Raw genomic sequence first — 19229 nt, 5'->3', positions numbered from 1 at the left:
ACAGGCGAATGCGCCAAGGCGTTGATGCACGCCGGACTGTACTGCCGAGCGGATGACCGCGGAGACCGTGTCATCCAGCTGTCACCCCGCTCACGAGCGGGCCGAGCGAGTTCGCGCAGATCCGCGACATCCTGCGCGGGGTGCTCACGGAGGCGTCCGGGCGCATGTCGTCATCCCCGCCGAAGCGCGCGGTCGGGAGCGTGCTGCTGCTCGAAGAGCTGCGGCTTTCGGCGTGCCCAGAGCAGAAGGGCGATGTAGGTCAGGTCGAGCACGCCGCAGACGATGCCGAGCCCCACGACGAACCCGTGTCCGGTGGAGAGTGCGTACTGCACTGTGGGCGCGAGGGTTCCCACCCACTTCGCCACCGCGATCGTGAGACTCTGCCCGCGGGCGCCTCGCCGCGAGGCGAACATCGCGATGAACAGGCCCGACATCAGCACGTTCTGCAGGAACGCGGTGTACCCGCCGCCCAGCCCCAGGCCGAACTTCGCGAAGAACAGCCACTGGCACGCGAAGCCCACCGCGAAGATCAGCACGCCCCAGCCGATGAACAGCGGCCGTGTCACGAACGAGGGCAGCTCGGCGCGGCCGTAACGAAAGAACGTGACGGCGATCACGATGTCGAGGCCGCCCCACACCATGCCGACGACTCCCTGTTCGGGCACCCCGTCGACCACGCTGGCGACCGCGTTGCTGAGCTCCCATGCGAGGTTCAGCGACAGCGCCGCCACGGGCATCGCGTAGGTGCGGAACCGGAACCCGATGCGGATCGCGTCGATGTACACGACCGTCCAGGCGACACCGCTGACGAGCGTCAGAACCATGGCAGTCGGCGACATGCGTCCTCCGTCCTCTTCGCCTCCGATGCTATTGCGCAGGCTCCTCGGTCTGGTCGGGAGGCGGCGTCGTTGCCGGCATCACGCAGCTACGCTGACGGATGCCCACCACCATCTATCAGCGGAGCCCCATGCGCATCCTCGACTCCATCGACGACGCACTGATTCACGAGTCGCGGCAGAAGCAGGAGTTCTTCTGGCTCGACCTCTCCGACCCGAGCAAGGAGCAGGTCGAGCACCTCGGCACACTGCTCGGACTGCATCCGCTCGCCGTCGAAGACAGTGTCAAGTTCGGGCAGCGGGCGAAGCTCGACACGTACGGCGACACGGCGCTGCTGGTGCTGCAGGGCGGCGTCGAGTCGGTACCGGAAGACGAGAATCAGCATCCGCTCGAAGAGGTGCACTGCCACTTGAGCGGCGACTTCATCGTCACCCTGCACCGCAACCCGTACGCCGAGCTGCTCGGGCTCCGCGAGCAGTTCACTCGCAGCAGCTCCCCGAAGACGGAGCGGTACTACGTCTACAAGATCATCGACGTCGTCGTGGACAGCTACTTTCCGATGCTCGGCGACCTCGACGAGGAGATCAACGACCTCGAAGACGCCATCGTCTCCGGGGCCGGCCGTCGCGAGCTCGCGGAGACGTTCCGGTTGAAGCGGTTGCTCCTTCGACTGCGCAAGGCCGTGGTGCCGATGCGGGATGTCTTCGCGCGCGAGATCGAGGTCATCACCGACCTCGCGGGACTCGAGCCCGACAGTCACGACTACTTCCGAGACATCTACGACCACCTGATCCGCATCTGCGACGAACTGGACTCGTACCACGAGATGGTCGCGAGCTGCACCGACCTCTACCTCTCGACGGTGGCGAACAAACAGGGCGAGACATCGAAGCAGCTGGCGATCATCGCCTCGATCTTTCTGCCGTTGAGCTTTCTGACCGGGTTCTTCGGCATGAACTTCAGCTGGGAGGTCGGGCACGTTCTCGTCGGGCCGTTGGCGTTCCTCCTTCTCGGCCTGGGCACGATGGTCGCCTCGGCGTGCCTGATGTGGTGGTGGTTCCATCACAAGGGCTGGACTCGCTCCGACGGATGACCGACGCTGGTATCAACGGCCGGGTACCGTCGGTCGCGTCCTGAGCCGACCGGAGGTGAGCCGGATGCCTTCAGTGAGCGTGCGGTACATCGTCGACGATGTCGACGAGGCGATCGTGTTCTACGTCGACCGACTCGGATTCGAGCTGGTCATGCATCCGGCACCCCCGTTCGCCATGTTGTCGCGTGGCGAGCTCAGGCTGGTGCTGAGTGCACCGAGCGGTGCCGCGGGCGGCGGCGCGGCCATGCCGGACGGCACGGTGCCCCGGCCCGGCGGGTGGAATCGCTTCGCGCTCGAAGTGGATGACCTTGACGCGCTCGTCGCTCGTCTGCGCGATCAGGGCGTGCGGATGCGCAGCGACATCATCGACGGCATCGGCGGCAGGCAGATCCTGATCGATGACCCGTCGGGAAATGCGGTAGAGCTCTTCGAGCCGACGATTCCCGAGGCGCGCCTGTAGCGGGTGTTCCGCGCGACCCCGCCCACTCGACCCGCCGACGCGTCGTTGCCAGCGTGACCCCACCGGCGTGACCCCGGCAGCGTGACCCCACCCGCGTGACCCCACTCAACCGCTCCTCCGCGGAATTGCCGCACGCAAATTCAGTCAAACGATTGACAGATCGATCTGATTAGTCAATCGTATGACTGTGCTCAACACACGAACCCGTCCAACGCAGGCCGATGTCGCTCGCGTGGCTGACGTCTCGATCTCGACGGTGTCCTACCTGCTCAGCGGCAAGGAGTCTCGCAAGAAGTCGTTTCCCGAAGAGACCCGCCGCCGGGTCGAACAGGCTGCGGCAGAGCTCGGCTACGTGATCAACCATCGGGCCCGCGCATTGCGTCGTCAGCGCTCGGAGATCATCGGAGTGGCGTACGTGCCGCCGGTCACACCCTGGTTCGACGCGTTCTCGGCCAGGGCCATGGGGCACTTCGCCGAGCACGACTACAGCCTCGTGCAGATTCCTTTCGCACCGAACGCGACCGAATCGGTGCAGCGCGCCCTGGCTCGCGGCTATCTGGACGCGTTGATCGCGAACTGCGACGACGCGGAGAACGAGAAGCTGATCGGCTACGCCGCGGAGAGCGGTATCCCGATCACGGTCTTCAGCGAGAACATCACCGCCGACCGTGCAGACGTCGTGCAGGAGTTCCAGCGGGAGGCGCTGGCCGATGCAGTGCGCTACCTCGTCGATTCGGGGCGACGTCGCATCGCGTTCCTCGACTTCGAGTACTCGAGCGGCCCATCCATCGACGCCAACCTGCGCAAGCAGGGCTATCTCGACGGAATGCGCGTCGCCGGCCTCGCCCCGCGAGTCGTCACGTGCGCCGACAGCAGACAGGCCGCGTATGCCGAAGTCGTCGCCTTGCTCTCGACCGCGGAAGCGCCCGACGCACTGATCTCGTTCAGCGATCGAGGCGCCGTCTCCGCCATCTGGGCTGCGCAGCACGCCGGCGTACGGGTGCCGGACGATCTTGCGGTGATCGGCTGCGGGAACACGTCCGAGGGCCGAAGCACCGTACCGGAGTTGACGAGCCTCGGCATTCCCGACGGGGACTTCGCCGCGATCTTCGACCACATGCTTCTGCGCATCGATGAGCCCGAGACGCAGTGCGTCAGCCTCTCTCTGCCCTGGACGCGATTCGTTCGAGCATCCGCCTGACCGACCCGAACACCCCCACAAGGCGCACAGCAGCGCCACGATCGAAGGAAGCACAGTGAACCAGTTGAACAATGGTGTCTCGCGCCGTTCGCTCCTGAAAGCCGCAGGGATCGGAGGCGTCTCGCTCGCCTCTGCGACTTTGTTGGCCGGATGCTCCGTAGGGCTGAACAAGCCGGCCGAACCGACGAAGACGAAGGGCGCGGTCACCGGACCCCGCACCGGGAAAGAGCTCGTGATCTACATGAACGCGGGCCACATCTACAAGACCTATACCGATCTCTTCGCCCGCTTCGAGAAGGAGCACAAGATCAAGATCACGGTCAACCCGCAGCAGTGGCCGGATCTCCAGACCAAGCTGACCGCCGATTTCCTCTCGGGCGACGTGCCCGACCTCTGCGAGGAGAACGGCTCCTGGTGGAGCGTGCGCTGGGGCACCGCAGGCAACATCCTGGCCCTGGATGACTACATCGCAAAAGACGGAAAGGCGATCGGGTTTCCCAGCGACTTCGTGAAGTCCGGTGTCGAGGTTCGGCAAGCCGGCGGGCACACGTACGCCGTGCCGCTTCACCTCACCTGCAACGGGCTCATCTTCTACAACAAGGCGATGCTCGACAAGGCGAGCCTGTCTGCCCCGAAGTCATGGGACGAGTTCACCGAAGCGTGCAAGACGCTCACCGGTGGCGGAATCTACGGTGCCGCGCTGAACCAGGACGCGAGCTACTCCTTGCCGTGGCTGCTCCAGTCGGGTGCGAGCTACTACTCGCCGGACTCCAAGAAGTTCCTCACGCCCGCCGCGGCCGCCTCCAAGTCGTTCGGTTTGCAGCAGGACATGGTGTACAAATACAAGTCCTCACCGGCGCCGGTGGCCAGCACGACCTACTCCGGGCCGCAGAAGATGTTCTCTGCGAAGCAGTCCGCGATGATCCTCAGCGGACCGTGGGATCTCAGCCCGATCAAGACGGGCAGCCCAGACATCGAACTGGGACTCTCCGCTCCCCTCACCGGGAAGAACCAGGCGGCGACACTCGCCGGTTCGGGCCTCATGATCCCGGCGAAGTCGCAGAACGCCGACCTCGCCTGGGAGCTGATGAAGGAGATGACGAAGCTGAGCACCGAGCTCGCCGTGACCGAGGAGACCGGCATGACGATGCCGCGCCGTTCGTGGGCGGAGAACCCGAAGGTGAAGAACGATCCGCTGCTGAGTGTCGTCGCGAAGTCCCTGCCGCTGGCGGTAGCAACAGACAAGCCGCTCGCGCAGAACAACAACATCGCGACCATCGGCACCGCCTACACCACGATGTACCAGCAGATCGTGTCTCAGCAGACCGCTGTGAACGATGCGATGGCGACATTCCAGAACACAGTTCAGTCGTACGTGTAGGCCGCCGTGACTCTCGTCGATTCCATCCAGGCGGTGGGCAAGGGCAAGCCGCCCTCGTCTGCCAGAGGCGCGGGCAGGCGCATCACCCCCATCAGGCGCAAGCAGATCATCACCGCGTACCTGTTCCTCATCCCCGCGGTCGTCTTCTTCGCCTGCATGTTTTTCTATCCACTGTTCAACGAGCTCCTGACGAGCTTCACCTCGGGACTCACCAACCCCGTGCCCGTCGGCATGCACAACTACGTCCGGGCGCTCACCGATCCGGTGGTCATCCACTCGTTCTTCGTCACGCTCGAGTACGCGGCGGGAAGCCTTGTCGGCAGCATCATCGTCGGCCTGGCGCTCGCCGTGGTCCTCAACCAGAAGCTTCGCGGCCGGGTGGTTCTGCGCACGATGATCCTCGTGCCCTACATGACCTCGATCGCGATCGTCGGTCTGCTCTGGCGCAACATCCTGGACCCGAGCGTGGGAATCCTGAACACGATCCTGAAGCAGGTAGGGCTCCCCGGTCAGGAGTGGTTGAACACGGCGCCGCTGCAGACACTGATCGGCATCACGGTCTGGCAGGAGAGCGGATACGTGATGATGCTCTTCCTGGCCGGGCTGCAGGCCATCCCGGAGGAGGTCTACGAGGCCGCGAAGATCGACGGCGCGGGGGTGTGGGCCCGATTTCGGCGAATCACGTTGCCGCTTCTCGCGCCCACGACGTTCTTCGTGCTTCTGGTCGGTGTCATCAGTTCGATGCAGCAGTTCGGGCTGCCCTACATCGTCACGAACGGCGGACCCGGAAACGCCACCGCGTTGTTCGTGTTCCAGGTCTATCAGGAGACGTTCACCAACCAAGACATCGGATACGCGTCGGCCATGGCCTTCCTGTTGCTCATCTTCATCCTGATTCTCTCGTTCATCCAGATGCGAATCGGGCGACGGAAGGACCTCGTATGACCGCCGCGATTCCGCAGCGTGCACGGCGTTCCCGTTCTCGCCTCGACGACCGGCTCTTCCCGGGTGCCACGGTGGTCAGCTATGTCGTGGCGATACTGCTCGCCCTGGCGTGCGTCATCCCGCTGCTGTACATGATCTCGCTCGCGTTCCAGTCGGACGCGGAGGTGCAGGGCGGCCAGGCCGTCCTGGTCCCGAGCAGCCCGCAGTGGATCAACATCGTGCGAGTGTTCGATGCGGCGCCGTTCGGACGCTTTCTGCTGAACAGCCTCATCGTGGCCGGACTCATCACGATCGCGCACCTGGTGTTCGACCCGATGGTCGGTTACGTCTTCGCGAAGTTCGACTTTCCGTTCAAGCGAACGATCTTCACCGCGATCCTCGCCACCATGATGATCCCGTTCTTCGTGCGCATGCTCCCGCTCTACGTCATGTTCAGCAACCTGGGCTGGCTGAACACCTATCAGGGGCTCGTCGTCCCCTTTCTGATGGATGCCTTCGGCATCTTCCTCATGCGGCAGTACATGCTCTCCGTGCCCAATGAGCTGGGCGAAGCAGCTCATGTCGACGGGGCATCCGAATGGCGCATCTACTGGAACATCGTGCTTCCGCAGACGAAGCCCGCGCTCGCCGTGCTCGGGCTGTTCTCGTTCGTGTTCCAGATGAACGAGTTCATCTGGCCGCTCATCGCCACCTCGACCGAGCAGATGAGGGTGATCACCATCGCCTTGCCGCTCTTCAACAAGGAGTCGTTCACGCAGTGGAACCTGACGGCGATGGCATCGCTGCTGCTGTTCGTGCCCATCTGCGCACTGTTCCTCTTCACCCAGAAGTATCTCGTTCGAGGCATCGCCCTCTCCGGAATCAAATGACAACGGCTCACGACCAGAAAGGCGGGCCAGTGGCCGGCAAACCGAACGTCCTGGTGTTCCTCACCGACCAGCAGCGATTCGACACGCTAGGGGTGCACGGCAATCCGCTCGGACTGACGCCGAACATCGACAGGATGGCGCAGCACGGCACGCACTTCGAGAACGCCTTCACACCGAATCCGGTGTGCGCGCCCGCTCGGTCGGCCCTGCAGACCGGCCTCATGCCCACTTCTACCGGAGTGCATGTCAACGGCATCCCTCTCGCCGTCGACGCGAAGACCATCGCAGGGGCGTTCAATGACGCGGGGTACCAGACGGGTTACATCGGCAAGTGGCACCTGGCCGACGAGGACCCGGTGACGGCGGAGCACCGAGGTGGATATCGGAGTTGGCTTGCCGCTGACCTGCTGGAGTTCAGCTCGGACGAGTACCGCACGATCGTCTGGGACGAGGACTGCGAGCCGGTCCGGCTTCCCGGGTACCGTGCGGACGCGCTGGCGGATGCCATCATCCGGTTCATCGCGGACAATCACGATCGCCCGTTCATGCTCTTCAGCTCGTTCCTCGAGCCCCATCACCAGAACGAACGAGACGACTATCCGGCGCCCGACGGCTACGCCGAGCAGTACACGGGGCGTTGGATGCCGCCGGACCTCGAGACTCTCGGCGGCACCTCGGCCGCACACCTCGGGGGCTACTACGGACAGGTCAAGCGGCTGGACGAGTGCATCGGGCGCATCAACGACGCGCTCAAGAGCCTCGGCCTGCTCGATGACACGGTCGTCGTCGTCACCTCCGACCACGGTTCGCACTTCAAGACACGCAACGCCGAGTACAAGCGTTCCTGCCACGAGGCATCCATTCGCGTGCCGTTCGTGCTGCACGGCGGCCCGTTCACCGCGGGAGGTCGGCACAGCGAACTCGTCAGCACGGTCGACCTGCCCGCGACGCTCTTCGAGATGGCGGGGGTCGACACATCGCAGCTGCATGGCCGCTCGCTACTCCCGTTGGTGGACCGCAGGGAGGGCGCCGAGCCGTGGCGGGACAGCGTGCTGATTCAGGTCAGCGAATCCCAGCTGGGCCGTGCCCTCCGCACGGCACGCTGGAAGTACTCCGTGGTCGTTCCAGGCGACGATGGCATGCACTCCGCTTCCTCGTCCTGGTATGAAGAGGACGCGCTGTACGACCTCGATGCCGACCCCTACGAACTGCACAACCTGATCCATGAGGCGGCGTTCGACGGGGTCGCCGCCGAACTCCGCGCGAAGCTGATCGAGCAGATCAGAACGCTGGAAGGAACCGAGACCGAGATCCGTCTGGTCGTGAGGGTTCAGGGCACGCGCACGCCTGACACCACCGCCCGCACACACCCGATCGAGGCGACCCGTTTCGGGCATCAACCCCGGCGGGCGGCGGGCGGCGCCGGCTAGAACTCCACCGCGTCGCGGGAGATCGGGCACGTCATGCAGTGCCCGCCGCCGCGGCCGCGACCGAGTTCCGCTCCGACGATCGTGATGACCTCGACGCCCGCCTTGCGCAGCAACGTGTTCACGTGAGTGTTGCGGTCGTATGTGAACACGACTCCCGGTTCCACGGCCACCGCGTTGTTGCCGCTGTCCCACTGCTGGCGCTCGCCGGCGTACCAGCCGCCTCCGGGCTCGACGGTGCGCAGCTTGGCGAGGCCGAGCGAGTCGGCCACCACGTCGACGAAGGAGTCCTTCTCCTCGGTGACCTCCACCGAACCATCGTCGGCCGGCCGCAGCGAGAAGGGCTGGATGCCATCGACGATGTCGGGGTAGTAAGTCGCCAAGTCACGGTCGGCGAAGGTGAAAACCGTGTCGAGGTGCATCGCCGCGCGAAGCTTCGGCATGCCGGCGACGACGACACGGGATGCGGCATCCGCCTCGAACAGCTCCGCGGCCAGCTGCGTGATGGCTTGCCGGGACGTGCGCTCGCTCATGCCGACGAGCACCGCGCCATTGCCGATCGGCATCACGTCGCCACCCTCGAGCGTGGCCTGGCCCCAGTTGCGCTCGGGATCACCCCACCACACCGTGCTGCCCGTGAAGTCCGGGTGGAAGTCGTAGATCGCCTTCATCAGTAGCGTCTCGTCGTGCCGGGCCGGCCAGTACAACGGGTTCATCGTGAGGCCGCCGTAGATCCAGCATGTGGTGTCGCGCGTGTACAGCGTGTTCGGCAGCGGAGGCATGAGGTACTCGTTCACGCCGGTGGACTCCCTGGCCAACGAGATGTACGACGGCCGGAAGTCGTCGGGCAGGTCGCGAGTGGAGAGCCCGCCGATGAGGTACTCGGCGAGAGTCGCGTCATCCAGCGAGTCCAGGAACGCCCTCGTGTCGGCCACGAGTCCCAGGCCCACCTCGTTCGCCGTGATCTTGCGGTCGAGCAGCCAGGACTTCGCGCCCGGCACCGCGAGGGTCTGCACGAGCAGGTCGTGCAACTCGACCACCTCGACCCCGCGGGACTCGAGTTTCAGCACGAAGTCGTGGTGGTCGCGCTTGGCGTTGTGCACCCACAGCACATCGTCGAACAGCAGGTCGTCGTTGTTGCTCGGCGTGAGGCGTTCATGCGCGAGCCCGGGCCGACACACCAGCACCTTGTTGAGCTTTCCCACCTCGGAGTGCACGCCATAGGACTGATTGGGCATCAGGAGCTCCTTGCTCTCGTTCTCTTCTGTTGAGTCGGTAAGTCCAGGCATCCGCTCATCCGGTGTGCGAGCGGATGCCCGACATCAGTGGTCGTAGTAGTCGACGGGTGCCGGCGGGGCGACCTGCACGACGCCGGTCGCGAGCAGCACGATGCCCACGATCGCGAACACGACCAGCACGATGAACACCACCCATCCCGGCTTGGTGAACACGGGGACCGTGTCGCCGGGGAGGGCCTTGGCGCGTTGCTCCCGCCTCGCGAAGTAGTACAGCAGCGACGCCGGGGCGAGAAGGATGCCCGCGAGGAACATGAACACCACGCCCGCTGCCCACACGAGGAAGAGCGTGTACACCGTGGAGATGATCGCGATCACCAGCTCGCGGACTCGGCGGCCCTTCTCGGCCACCTGGTATCCGTCGCGTTGGATCGCGATCTTCACGGCGTATCCGCTCGCCAGTGCATAAGGGGCCAGGGACAGCGCCGCCGTGAGGTCGAGCGTGAAGTCGAGCGCGTTGTGCAGGAACTGTACGACGAACAGGATCAGGGTCACCAGGATCGACGTCCACAGCACGGCGTTCGCCGGTGCGCCGTGCTTGTTGAGCCGGCCGAAGTACTTCGGCATGTCCTTGTCGGTGGCCGCCGCGAACACCACGTCGGCGGCCAGCAGCTGCCACGCCAGGTACGCGCCGAGCACCGAGATGATGAGGCCGATCCGGATGACGGCACCGCCCCAGGGGCCGACCGCGGCTTCGAGCACGCTGCCGACCGACGGCTGCGGCAGCTTCGCGATCTCCGCTTTCGGCAGGATGCCGTACGACAGGATCGACACGCTGGCGAACAGCGCCAGCACCGACAGGAATCCGATCACCGTCGCCCTCCCCACATCGGAACGCTTCTTCGCGTGCCGGGAGTAGACGCTGGCGCCCTCGATGCCGAGGAAGACGAAAACGGTCACGAGCATGGTTCCCTGCACCTGGCTGAACAGGGTGTCGCCGCCGGGGAGGTTGTATCCGCCCGTCATGTTCGCGATGAAGACATCCGGCTTGAAGAAGAAGATCACCAGCACCAGGAACAACGCGAGCGGCACCAGCTTCGCGATCGTCACGATGGCGTTGATCGCCGCGGCCTCCTTCACCCCCTGGCGGATCAGCAGGAAGAACGCCCACACGGCGGCCGCCGAGATGATGAACGCCACCCAGGTGTCGCCCTCGCCCAGCACGGGCTTCAGATCGGGGAATAGCTGGCTGATCGTGGTCATGATCAGAATCCAGTAGAAGGCGTTGCCTGCGCAGGCGGAGCCCCAGTATCCGACCGCGGAAAGGAACCCCGGGTACACGCCGAACCCCTCGCGGGCGTACACGTAGACGCCGTTGTCGAGCTTGGGTTTGCGGTTGGCGAGGGCCTGGAACACCAGCGCGAGGGTGAGCATCCCGAGCCCGGCGATGCCCCACGCGATGAGAGCCCCGACGACGCCCGTCTGCGTCGCGAAGCGGGCAGGCAGCTGGAACACGCCGGCGCCCACCATCGACCCGATCACCATGGCGGTGAGCGCCGGAAGGCTGAGCTTGCTGGCCTTGGCCTCTTCTGATGCTGATTCCGTTGCAGTGCCGGATGTCGTCACGTGCGATCCTCGCGATCATCGAATGTGCGCAACCGCATGCTCGCACCGCGCGAGGTGAACCCGTCAGGCCCATACCGGGTGAGATCGTGACGGATGCCTGACCATCGCGCCGCGTGCACCCGCCGGGTCGGCTACACGAGGCTCTTGCGCATGACCCAGCGATCCCGGCCGCCGCTGTGCGCTGTGGTCTTCGTCGCGCGATCGAATCCGGCACGCTCGAACAGCGTCGTGGTGCCGACGTAGCCGGAGATGATGTCGACCCGTCCCTCGCCAGGGGCACCCGACACCTCGATCGGGTATCCCTCGACGACGCGCGCTCCGTGCTCGCGCGCGTGCCGGACAGCGCCGTCCAGAAGCGTGTTCATCAGACCCTGGCCGCGATACGCGGGCTTGACCACGAAGCAGACGGCGGACCAGGCATCCTCGTCGTCGACGAACGGAATGGTGCGCGAGTTCATCAGCCTGCGATAGGTGGAGCGGGGCGCGATGGAGCACCATCCCGCCGGCGCGCCGTCGACGTAGGCCAGCACGCCTGGGCCGGGATCGCGTTCGCATTCCGCCTTCATATAGGCGCCGCGGTCGGCAACGCTCGTGTCGCGGTACGACATGCACCAGCACCCCCGACCGCCGGGTTTCTTCACGCCGATGACGTCGTAGAAGCCGTCCCAGTGCTCGAAGGCCGGGAGCACCTCGATGTCGGCGCCCTCCAGCGGGATGCGTTTGGCCATGCGGTCAGGGTAGTTCCTGTGCCCAGGGGTGTTTGAACTGCAGAAGCGGCTTCAACGCGATGGTCTTGGAGCCACTTCTGCAGTCCGGACTGGGTTCCTATGCAAGTGAGTCGATCTCGGCGAGGCTTTCCGCGTCCGCGAGCGTCTCGGCGTCGCCGAAGACGTCGCCGAGGAACGCAAGACGCCGTTCCGCTGCCAGCTGTCCTCCGCCCTCGTGTCCGTTGAACGCGTACACGTCGATCGCCTTCTGCCCTGCATAACGGTTGTATGCGGCGAACACCGTCGAGGCGGGGGCGACGTCGTCCATGAGTGCGACGGAGAACCGGGCGGGCGAGGTGGATCGGGCCGCGAAGTTCATGCCGTCGAAGTAGCTCAGTGTCGTGAATGCCCTGTCGATCAGTTCCGGTCGTGATCGCCCGAACGCGGTGAGCTCGAGATAGGGTCCGGCGGATGCGACGTCGGCTGCGCGCCTGACGTGGCTGAGGAAGGGGAGATCCGCGAGCACGGCGATCGGAGTGTCGTCGAGAGCCGCCGTGGCCAGCGCCAACGCGGCACCCTGGCTCCCGCCAGCGACCACGACCCGGGTGGCGTCGATCTCCGGATGCTCGGTCGCGGCGTGCACGGCACGAATCGCGTCGACGATGAGCCTGCGGTAGTAGAAGGTCTCCGGGCTCAGCACGCCCTTGGTGAGGAACCCCGATGCCTGCATCGCCTGGGTCCCGTCGCCGTCGGCGGTGTCGCTGCCCGCCTGACCGCGATTGTCGACGATGAGGTTCGCATATCCCGCGGCGCTGTAGAGCAAGTTCTGCAACGTGACGGGTGTTCCCCGCCCGGTTCCGTAGCCCATGTATTGCACGACGCACGGCAACTGGCCGACTCGGTGGCGGGGGAGGTGCAGCCACGCCTTGACCGGCTGTCCGTCGAACCCGGGGAACGTCACGTCGTACGTGTCGATCGTCTCCAACGGAGAGGTGACCGGATTGAATCTCACGGCTGCGCCTGCACACCCGTGCTCGGCGAGCGTGCGTCGCCAGAAGTCGTCGAAGTCGGGCTGGGCGGTGATGGCCGGCAGGTAGTGCCGGAGTTGGTCGATGGGCAGATCGAGCACGGGCATAAGCTCTCCGTCTCTGGTCGCGGTTTCGCGACGGTTGTGGCGCGGTGCCGACAGCACGTCGACACTTGTGCCGTCAACCGGCACGCTGAGCGAGTCGGTCGTTCGACGTCATCGTTGATGAGCATCGTAACGACTATCGATGAACGATAGTATCGATCCGACCGAGGAGGATGCATATGGTGACGGCGCGCGCCGAGGCGGACGAACGACCAGGGCGAGTCGGATCCGCTCGTCCTTTGAGGGATTTCGGGGCCTTGAGCGACTTCGAGGGCAGGGTCGCTGTGGTGATCGGTGGCGCCTCGGGTATGGGGCGAGCCACAGCCGAGCTGTTTGCGGCACGTGGTGCGAAGGTGAGTCTGTCGGATCTCGATGCGGAACGCGGAGTTGGAGCGGCGGCAGAGATCGTGGCCAGGGGATCCGAGGCGATCTTCACGCCGGCGGACATCCGCGTTCCCGCCGACCTGGAGCAACTTGCCGTCCGCACGATAGATGCGTTCGGCCGGATCGACGCGGTGTTCCTCAGCGCCGGGCGGGTCGAGTCCGACCTCGCTCAGATGCTCGAGCTGTATCTGCAGGGCCCGGCCAACTGCGTGGCGGCGCTTACGCCGCAACTGGCGCGCTCCGATGCCGCGAGCATCACCTTCACCGGCTCCACGTCGGGTCTGCGCGCGCACCCTGGGGCTCCCTGGTACGCCACGGCGAAGGCAGGTCTTGTCGGAATGACTCGCACATTGGCGGTGGACCTGCGATCCCAGGGCATCCGCGTGAACGCGGTCTGCCCGAGCGGCGTCGACACGCCGATGCTGCGTGCCACGATGCGCGGCACGCGGGAAGAGATCGACGCGAAGCTCGCCGAGCAGGCGGCCCGGAAGCCGTTCGGGCGATGGGTGACCGTCGAGGATGTGGCGAATGCGGCAGTCTTCCTCGCGTCATCTCAGGCATCCATGATCACGGGCGTCTCGCTGCCGGTCGACGGCGGCGAGAGTCTCTGAGCGGCGCAGATGCACGTTCGACGATGGCACGTCGGCGCCTTTCGCGACATGGATGGCCTTGAGCGCCACATGTTCCAGCCGGCACCCGCTTGACGCGGAGATCGGTTCGTGTAATTCTTTCGACTATCGATAGTCGCTTTGACCACGACGATCGATTCGAGCAACGAGGCTAAGGTCTCATTTCTCGCCCTCACCCCCAAGACATCAGAGTGGAGTCGGAATGAAAGGCAAGGGGATCTGGCGGCGCGTTGGCGCCGTTGCGGTGATCGCCGGCGCAGCGTCCTTGGTGCTGGCAGGTTGTTCAGGAACCGGTTCGTCCGGCTCGGGGAACGGCTCGTCGACGAAGACGGCCGCGCATCTGCGGATCATCGTCAACGTCACGCCCAACCTCACCGTCGCGTACTGGACGAAGCTGTTCGACAAGTACGAGAAGGCGAACCCGGGTGTGACGGTGGCGCTCGAGCGCACGGGCACCATCTCGGCCGGTGACAAGCTGAACCAGGATCTCGCGGCGGGCGACCCGCCCGACATCGTGCAGCAGGTGACGCCCTCGGCCGCCACGGCGAAGCTCTTCACGGACCTGTCGAAGCAGTCGTGGACCAAGAACACCCCTCTCGTCGACAACTACAAGATCGATGGCAAGACGTACCTCGTCGGCGCCGGGCAGCAGGTGCAGTCGCTCGTCTTCTACAACAAGGCGGCGTTCAAGAAGGCCGGTCTCGACGCCACGAAGATCAAGACGGTGGCGCAGTTCACCGACGCGATGGGCAAGCTGAAGGATGCCGGCTACCAGCCGCTGCAGACTGCCGGCCAGTGGGTCACCGGCGGGCAGTTCACCATGTTCAACGACTCGATGACAATGACGAAGACGCCGGACTGGATCAAGCAGCGCCGGGCGGGTGACGTCACCTTCGCGGGCGACAAGGACTTCGTGAACTCTCTCAAGGACTACTCGTCGTGGATCGACAAGGGCTATCTGCAGAAGAGCGATTTGGGGCTCGCCTACGCCGACGGTCAGACCAACTTCCTCCAGGGCAAATCGGCCATGTACATCATGGGATCGTTCTTCGTGCCCGCCGCCGACCAGGCGAAGGAGAGCGACAACATCGGCGTCTTCTCCATGCCCACGGCAGGCAAGTACCCGACGAAGCAGTACAGCAACATCGCTGACCCGTACGTCGTGGTGAAGCAGTCGAAGAATCAGCAAGCGGCGATCAACCTCGTGAAGTGGCTGACCACCGACAAGGCGGCCGTCTCGAGCGAGCTCGCCGCGGACGGCAACTTCCGCAAGGGCTACACCTACACGATGTCCAGCCTTGGCGAGGGTGTGCAGAAGATCATCGATGTCTCGCCCGGTGGATTCGTCGAGGCTGCCGACGAGCAGCCGCTTCCGGGATACTCGACGGAACTCGGCAGCCAGATCCAGTCGCTGTTCTCTGGATCGACCCCGCAGCAGGTGGCGGAGAACTTGGACAAGTGGTGGGACTCGCAGGCGCAGTGATGCCCGACGCACGCTCTCCCCGGACGCAGTCCGGGGAGAGCGCTGCGGCGCGCAAACGCAACAGAAGGCTCAAGGACACGGCGATCTCTCTGGGCATGGCCGGACCGGCCGTGCTCCTCTACTCCGTGCTCATGGTGGTGCCGGTCATCGTCGCGATCTACCTGAGCTTCACCGACTGGGATGGCTTCTCCGAAGCGAACTTCCTCGGCATCCAGAACTACACCCGGCTCTTCCAGGATCCGAACACCACGCATTCGATGTGGGTCACGATGCTCATCGTGATCTTCGGATCGGCCTTCGAGATCGGACTCGGTCTCGCCTACGCACTGGCGCTGCGCCAGAAGTCGCGCACCAACTCCGTGTTCCGGGCCTTGACCTATTATCCGCACGTGATCAGCGCGCTGATCCTCGGGTTCCTGTGGAACGCGATCCTCGGCACCAAGGGTGCACTCAACACGCTGCTCGCGCCGTTCGGAATCGGTCCGGTGGGATTCCTCTTCGAGCAGGATCTCGCCCTCGTCTCGCTCATCGCCGTCATCGTCTGGGCCGGATTCGGATTCAACGTCGTGCTCTTCGTCGCGGCACTGCAGACCGTCCCCCTCGAACTCATCGAGGCGGCGGAGATCGACGGAGCCAGCCGCTGGAAGATCAACAGGCACATCGTCATCCCCATGATCGCGCCAGTAGTCACTGTCGCACTGATACTCAACCTGATAGGTCTTCTGCGTGCCTATGACATCGTCGTGAGCCTCACCGGCGGCGGACCGGCGGGCGCCACTTCGACCTACGCGTACGTGATCCTCGCTCAGTCCTTCAGCAGCACGAAGATCGGCTACGCCAATGCTCAGGCGGTGTTCTTGATGGTGGTTTCCGCCGCGCTCGCGCTTCTGGTGACCGCGCTGCGCAATCGCAGCGACAGAGCTGCAGGAGGTGACGCATGACCGCAGAGACTCTCACCGCCGAGGCGATGGTAGACGAGGCGATGACGGCGAAGCGAGGGCGTCAGCCGCAACGCCGTGGGCGCCAACGCCGGCGCCCTCACGCGGTGCGCATCATCATGCTCGCGATGCTGGTACCACTCATGGGCGGCCCGGCATACATCCTGTTGGTCAACGCGTTCAAGACGCAGCAGGACATCCAGACGCAGCCGTTCGGCATCCCCTTCGACAGGCTCACGTTGCAGCCGCTGATCGCGGCCATCACGAGCCCCGAGTACAACGTGGTCGCCGCGTACGGATTCACCGCTTCGATCGTGATCGTGGTGGACATCATCTGCATCGCCCTCGCCGGGCCGGCCGCGTACGTCATCGCGCGCAGCGCCAACCGCAAGACGCGGCTCCTGCTCCTGTACTTCCTGGCGGGCACGTTCATCCCCGGCGCGGCCTTGGTCATCCCGGCCATCTATGTGCTGCGAACGCTCGGATTGGTCAACAGCTTCGCCGGGCTAGTGCTGTACGACTCCGCGACCACGCTTCCCGTGAGCATCTTCCTGATGGTCGGTTACATCTCGACCGTGCCGAAGGATATCGACCAGGCGGCGTCGATCGACGGTGCCGGGCGGCTCCGCACGTTCTGGACGATCATCTTCCCGCTGCTGAGACCGGCGGTCGTGACCATCCTCATTCTCAACTCGATCGGCCTGTGGAACGACTTCGTGAGTCCCCAGATCCTGCTCGGGCCGTCGTCGAACCAGTACACCGTGACGACGGCGATCTACACCGGTATCAGTCAGTACACGACCGACCTCACGAAGGTGTTCCCGAACCTGCTGCTCGCGGTCGCACCGGTCATCGTCTTCTTCATCTACATGCAGCGGCACATCATCGGCGGCCTCACGGTCGGGGCGACGAAGGGATGACCGTACCCGAGTGGGCCGCGTTGCAGGTGAGTCTGCGTGAGCGGCTCGAAGACGCGTGGCGGGAGTTCGCCGCGAAGTACGTGGATGATGATGGGCGGCTTCGCCCAGCGGGCCGGCCGATCGGGAGGGACGGCGCCGACGACTTTCTCGAGTCCGTCTTCAACTGGCCGACGCTGTACACGATCGGCGGCAACTCCGAGCTGCTGGCCTGCACGTTGCGCGTGTGGCGCGGCGTGAGCGCTCAGCTCGAGGGGGTCGGCATGTTTCGCGACGGCTTCGAACTGGGCTACGACTGGTTCCACATCGGCGAGGGTCTCGAGCTCTTCTACGGGCTCTGCCTCGCCGATCCGGGAAACGAGGAGCTGAAGGATGCCGTCACCCGGTTCGCTGCGCTGTACCTGCCCGACTCGCCCGCAGGGAACTACGATGTCGGGCTGAACATCATCCGCGCTCCGCACAACGGCGCGGGAGGTCCCAGACCGGGTATCGAGGATGTCATGCCGCGGTTCGGTGCCGAGCGCACCGAATTGCGCACCTACGGCCTCCCGGTGCGCGGCCTGCCGGGCATCGAGACGTGGGAGGACCTCGAGAAGTCCGGCAACGCCGAACGCATGGCCGAGGCCATGCAGCACCGTTTCGGCTCGGGCGACGTGGCCGTGAACCTCAACGCGGTCTCGCTTGTGACGCTGGCGTGGCTGCTCACCGGTGAAGAGCGGTGGCGTGATTGGGTTGCGGGTTACGTCGGCGGATGGATTGGGCGCGCGTTCGAGAACGACGGGCTTCTCCCCGACAACGTCGGTGCCGACGGGATAGTCGGCGGTGCCGACGTCGAGGGCGGGGGCCCGGTCGGGTCGTGGTTCGGCGGCCTGTACGGGTGGACCTGGCCGCACGGCATCCACAGCCTGCTGCCGGCCGCGCTCAACGCCGCTGCGGGTCTGCTCACCGTGACCCGCGACGAGGCCGGGCTCGAACTGGTACGCGGGATCCTGAACGCCGTCAGTGCGAAGGCGGAGCACGCAGTGCCCGCAACGCGCACGATGACCTTGAAGCGGCGCTGGAGCACGCACTTCGCCGACGAGTTCGAGCACGAGCTCGAACTCTGGCCCACGCGGCTGGCGCCAGACGGATGGTTCGATTATCAGCCTCCGCAGGTCGCCTTCCCGGTGTGGCTGTGGTGGCTCTCGAGACAGGGCTCGGACCGTGCCTTCCTCGACCGCCTGCGCGAGGACGGGGGCTGGGACTGGAAGCGCGTGCGCCCGTTCCGTGAGAAGGAGGAGGCGGGGCACGAGGACGCCTGGCTCGCCGCCCTCGACGACGGCGACATCGAGTCGTTCGCGGCCTCGCTACTCGCAGTGGCGCATCGGCAGGTGGATGAGCGGCTGGAGGCGCTGCGCGCCGATGATCTCGCCTCCGGCTTCGATCAGGATCGCTGGCAGCACGTGAACCCGGTGGTCACCGAGGCGTTGGTGATGACCGTGCTCGGCGCTCCCCAGGCGCTCTACAACGGCGGACTGCAGCACGCGTTCGTGCGGTACCTGGACCCCGTCTCCGAACGCCCAGGGCTTCCGCCGACGGTCGCAGCGCTCGTGGAGGCCATCGACCCCGAACGGTCGGCGGTGCAACTCGTCAACCTCGGCCAGGCGGCGGTGGAGCTCGTCGTGCAGGCCGGCGGGTTCGGCGAACACGTCATCGAACACGTCGCCGCATGCCTGCTCGACGGTGACGCCGGCCCCGACGTGGAACTCGTTGCGGACGGATCGCGGGTCATGGTGGCGATCCCAGCCGGTGCGCGCCTGCGCTTGACGCTCATGTTGCGGCTGCACGCGGCGCAGGCATCCCTTCGCAGGGCGTAGGCCCGCCCTCGTCTCGACAGGACCGCTGCACAAGACTGCTGCACAGTCACGACGGATACGCTGTCACTCCGGCCCGACGCCGGGTTCGGCTGCGCAGGAGAGCGAGGAA

17 protein-coding genes and 1 pseudogene are annotated in these 19229 nt (G+C 65.3%); 13 read left to right on the top strand and 5 right to left on the bottom strand.

Going from position 1 to position 19229, the window contains the following annotated elements; all coding sequences use genetic code 11:
* Window positions 1–3 precede the first annotated feature (3 nt).
* Window positions 4–167 (top strand): annotated as a pseudogene (locus tag ACYVDK_RS17285) (aspartate aminotransferase family protein); the annotation flags it as partial.
* 3 nt (window positions 168–170) lie between these two features.
* Here ACYVDK_RS17285 and ACYVDK_RS17280 read toward each other — a convergent pair.
* Window positions 171–839, bottom strand: coding sequence for a transmembrane-type terpene cyclase (locus ACYVDK_RS17280; protein ID WP_460524055.1), 669 nt, complete (start codon window positions 837–839; stop codon window positions 171–173).
* 98 nt (window positions 840–937) lie between these two features.
* Here ACYVDK_RS17280 and ACYVDK_RS17275 point away from each other — a divergent pair, with 98 nt between their 5' ends.
* The 7 genes from ACYVDK_RS17275 to ACYVDK_RS17245 all read left to right on the top strand — a co-directional run bounded on the left by ACYVDK_RS17275 (window position 938) and on the right by ACYVDK_RS17245 (window position 8216).
* Entirely contained in the window at window positions 938–1930 is a 993-nt protein-coding gene (locus tag ACYVDK_RS17275; RefSeq protein ID WP_460524053.1) for a magnesium transporter CorA family protein, read from the top strand.
* 64 nt (window positions 1931–1994) lie between these two features.
* Window positions 1995–2390 carry a VOC family protein gene (locus ACYVDK_RS17270; protein WP_460524051.1) on the top strand — a complete coding sequence of 132 codons (396 nt, stop codon included), beginning with the start codon at window positions 1995–1997 and terminating at the stop codon, window positions 2388–2390.
* Window positions 2391–2571: 181 nt separating this feature from the next.
* Window positions 2572–3591, top strand: a complete 1020-nt coding sequence (locus ACYVDK_RS17265; protein WP_460524049.1) for a LacI family DNA-binding transcriptional regulator — start codon at window positions 2572–2574, stop codon at window positions 3589–3591.
* Between the two features lie 55 nt (window positions 3592–3646).
* Window positions 3647–4972, top strand: a complete 1326-nt coding sequence (locus ACYVDK_RS17260) for an ABC transporter substrate-binding protein (RefSeq protein ID WP_460524047.1) — start codon at window positions 3647–3649, stop codon at window positions 4970–4972.
* 6 nt (window positions 4973–4978) lie between these two features.
* Window positions 4979–5917: a carbohydrate ABC transporter permease gene (locus ACYVDK_RS17255; RefSeq protein WP_460524045.1), complete on the top strand. Its 939-nt coding sequence runs from the start codon at window positions 4979–4981 to the stop codon at window positions 5915–5917.
* Window positions 5914–6786 (top strand): carbohydrate ABC transporter permease, encoded by an 873-nt coding sequence (locus ACYVDK_RS17250; RefSeq protein WP_460524043.1) that lies wholly within the window; start codon window positions 5914–5916, stop codon window positions 6784–6786. Before ACYVDK_RS17255 ends, ACYVDK_RS17250 begins: the two co-directional genes overlap by 4 nt.
* A gap of 29 nt (window positions 6787–6815) precedes the next feature.
* Window positions 6816–8216: an alkaline phosphatase family protein gene (locus ACYVDK_RS17245; RefSeq protein ID WP_460524041.1), complete on the top strand. Its 1401-nt coding sequence runs from the start codon at window positions 6816–6818 to the stop codon at window positions 8214–8216.
* Here the strand turns inward: ACYVDK_RS17245 and ACYVDK_RS17240 are convergent.
* From ACYVDK_RS17240 to ACYVDK_RS17225, 4 genes are all read right to left on the bottom strand, one after another.
* The gene (locus tag ACYVDK_RS17240; RefSeq protein ID WP_460524039.1) at window positions 8213–9451 is read right to left on the bottom strand and encodes an arginine deiminase; all 1239 of its coding nucleotides are present in this window, start codon (window positions 9449–9451) and stop codon (window positions 8213–8215) included. The two genes, ACYVDK_RS17245 and ACYVDK_RS17240, sit on opposite strands and share 4 nt — an antisense overlap.
* A gap of 84 nt (window positions 9452–9535) precedes the next feature.
* Window positions 9536–11074, bottom strand: coding sequence for a basic amino acid/polyamine antiporter (locus tag ACYVDK_RS17235; protein ID WP_460524037.1), 1539 nt, complete (start codon window positions 11072–11074; stop codon window positions 9536–9538).
* 131 nt (window positions 11075–11205) lie between these two features.
* Window positions 11206–11802, bottom strand: coding sequence for a GNAT family N-acetyltransferase (locus ACYVDK_RS17230; RefSeq protein WP_460524035.1), 597 nt, complete (start codon window positions 11800–11802; stop codon window positions 11206–11208).
* Between the two features lie 97 nt (window positions 11803–11899).
* The gene (locus ACYVDK_RS17225) at window positions 11900–12916 is read right to left on the bottom strand and encodes an acetylxylan esterase (protein ID WP_460524033.1); all 1017 of its coding nucleotides are present in this window, start codon (window positions 12914–12916) and stop codon (window positions 11900–11902) included.
* A 254-nt stretch (window positions 12917–13170) separates the two neighbouring features.
* Between ACYVDK_RS17225 and ACYVDK_RS17220 the strand changes: the two genes are divergently transcribed.
* From ACYVDK_RS17220 to ACYVDK_RS17200, 5 genes are all read left to right on the top strand, one after another.
* Window positions 13171–13908: an SDR family NAD(P)-dependent oxidoreductase gene (locus ACYVDK_RS17220; protein ID WP_460524031.1), complete on the top strand. Its 738-nt coding sequence runs from the start codon at window positions 13171–13173 to the stop codon at window positions 13906–13908.
* 220 nt (window positions 13909–14128) lie between these two features.
* Window positions 14129–15409: an ABC transporter substrate-binding protein gene (locus ACYVDK_RS17215; protein ID WP_460524029.1), complete on the top strand. Its 1281-nt coding sequence runs from the start codon at window positions 14129–14131 to the stop codon at window positions 15407–15409.
* Window positions 15409–16350: a carbohydrate ABC transporter permease gene (locus ACYVDK_RS17210; protein ID WP_460524027.1), complete on the top strand. Its 942-nt coding sequence runs from the start codon at window positions 15409–15411 to the stop codon at window positions 16348–16350. The genes ACYVDK_RS17215 and ACYVDK_RS17210 overlap by 1 nt, the downstream gene beginning before the upstream one ends.
* Window positions 16347–17267 (top strand): carbohydrate ABC transporter permease, encoded by a 921-nt coding sequence (locus ACYVDK_RS17205; protein ID WP_460524025.1) that lies wholly within the window; start codon window positions 16347–16349, stop codon window positions 17265–17267. The genes ACYVDK_RS17210 and ACYVDK_RS17205 overlap by 4 nt, the downstream gene beginning before the upstream one ends.
* Window positions 17264–19120 (top strand): hypothetical protein, encoded by a 1857-nt coding sequence (locus ACYVDK_RS17200; RefSeq protein WP_460524023.1) that lies wholly within the window; start codon window positions 17264–17266, stop codon window positions 19118–19120. Before ACYVDK_RS17205 ends, ACYVDK_RS17200 begins: the two co-directional genes overlap by 4 nt.
* Window positions 19121–19229: the final 109 nt, after the last annotated feature.

The sequence above is a fragment of the Humibacter antri genome, assembly GCF_054777235.1.
This window is presented reverse-complemented; position numbering and strand designations above follow the sequence as displayed.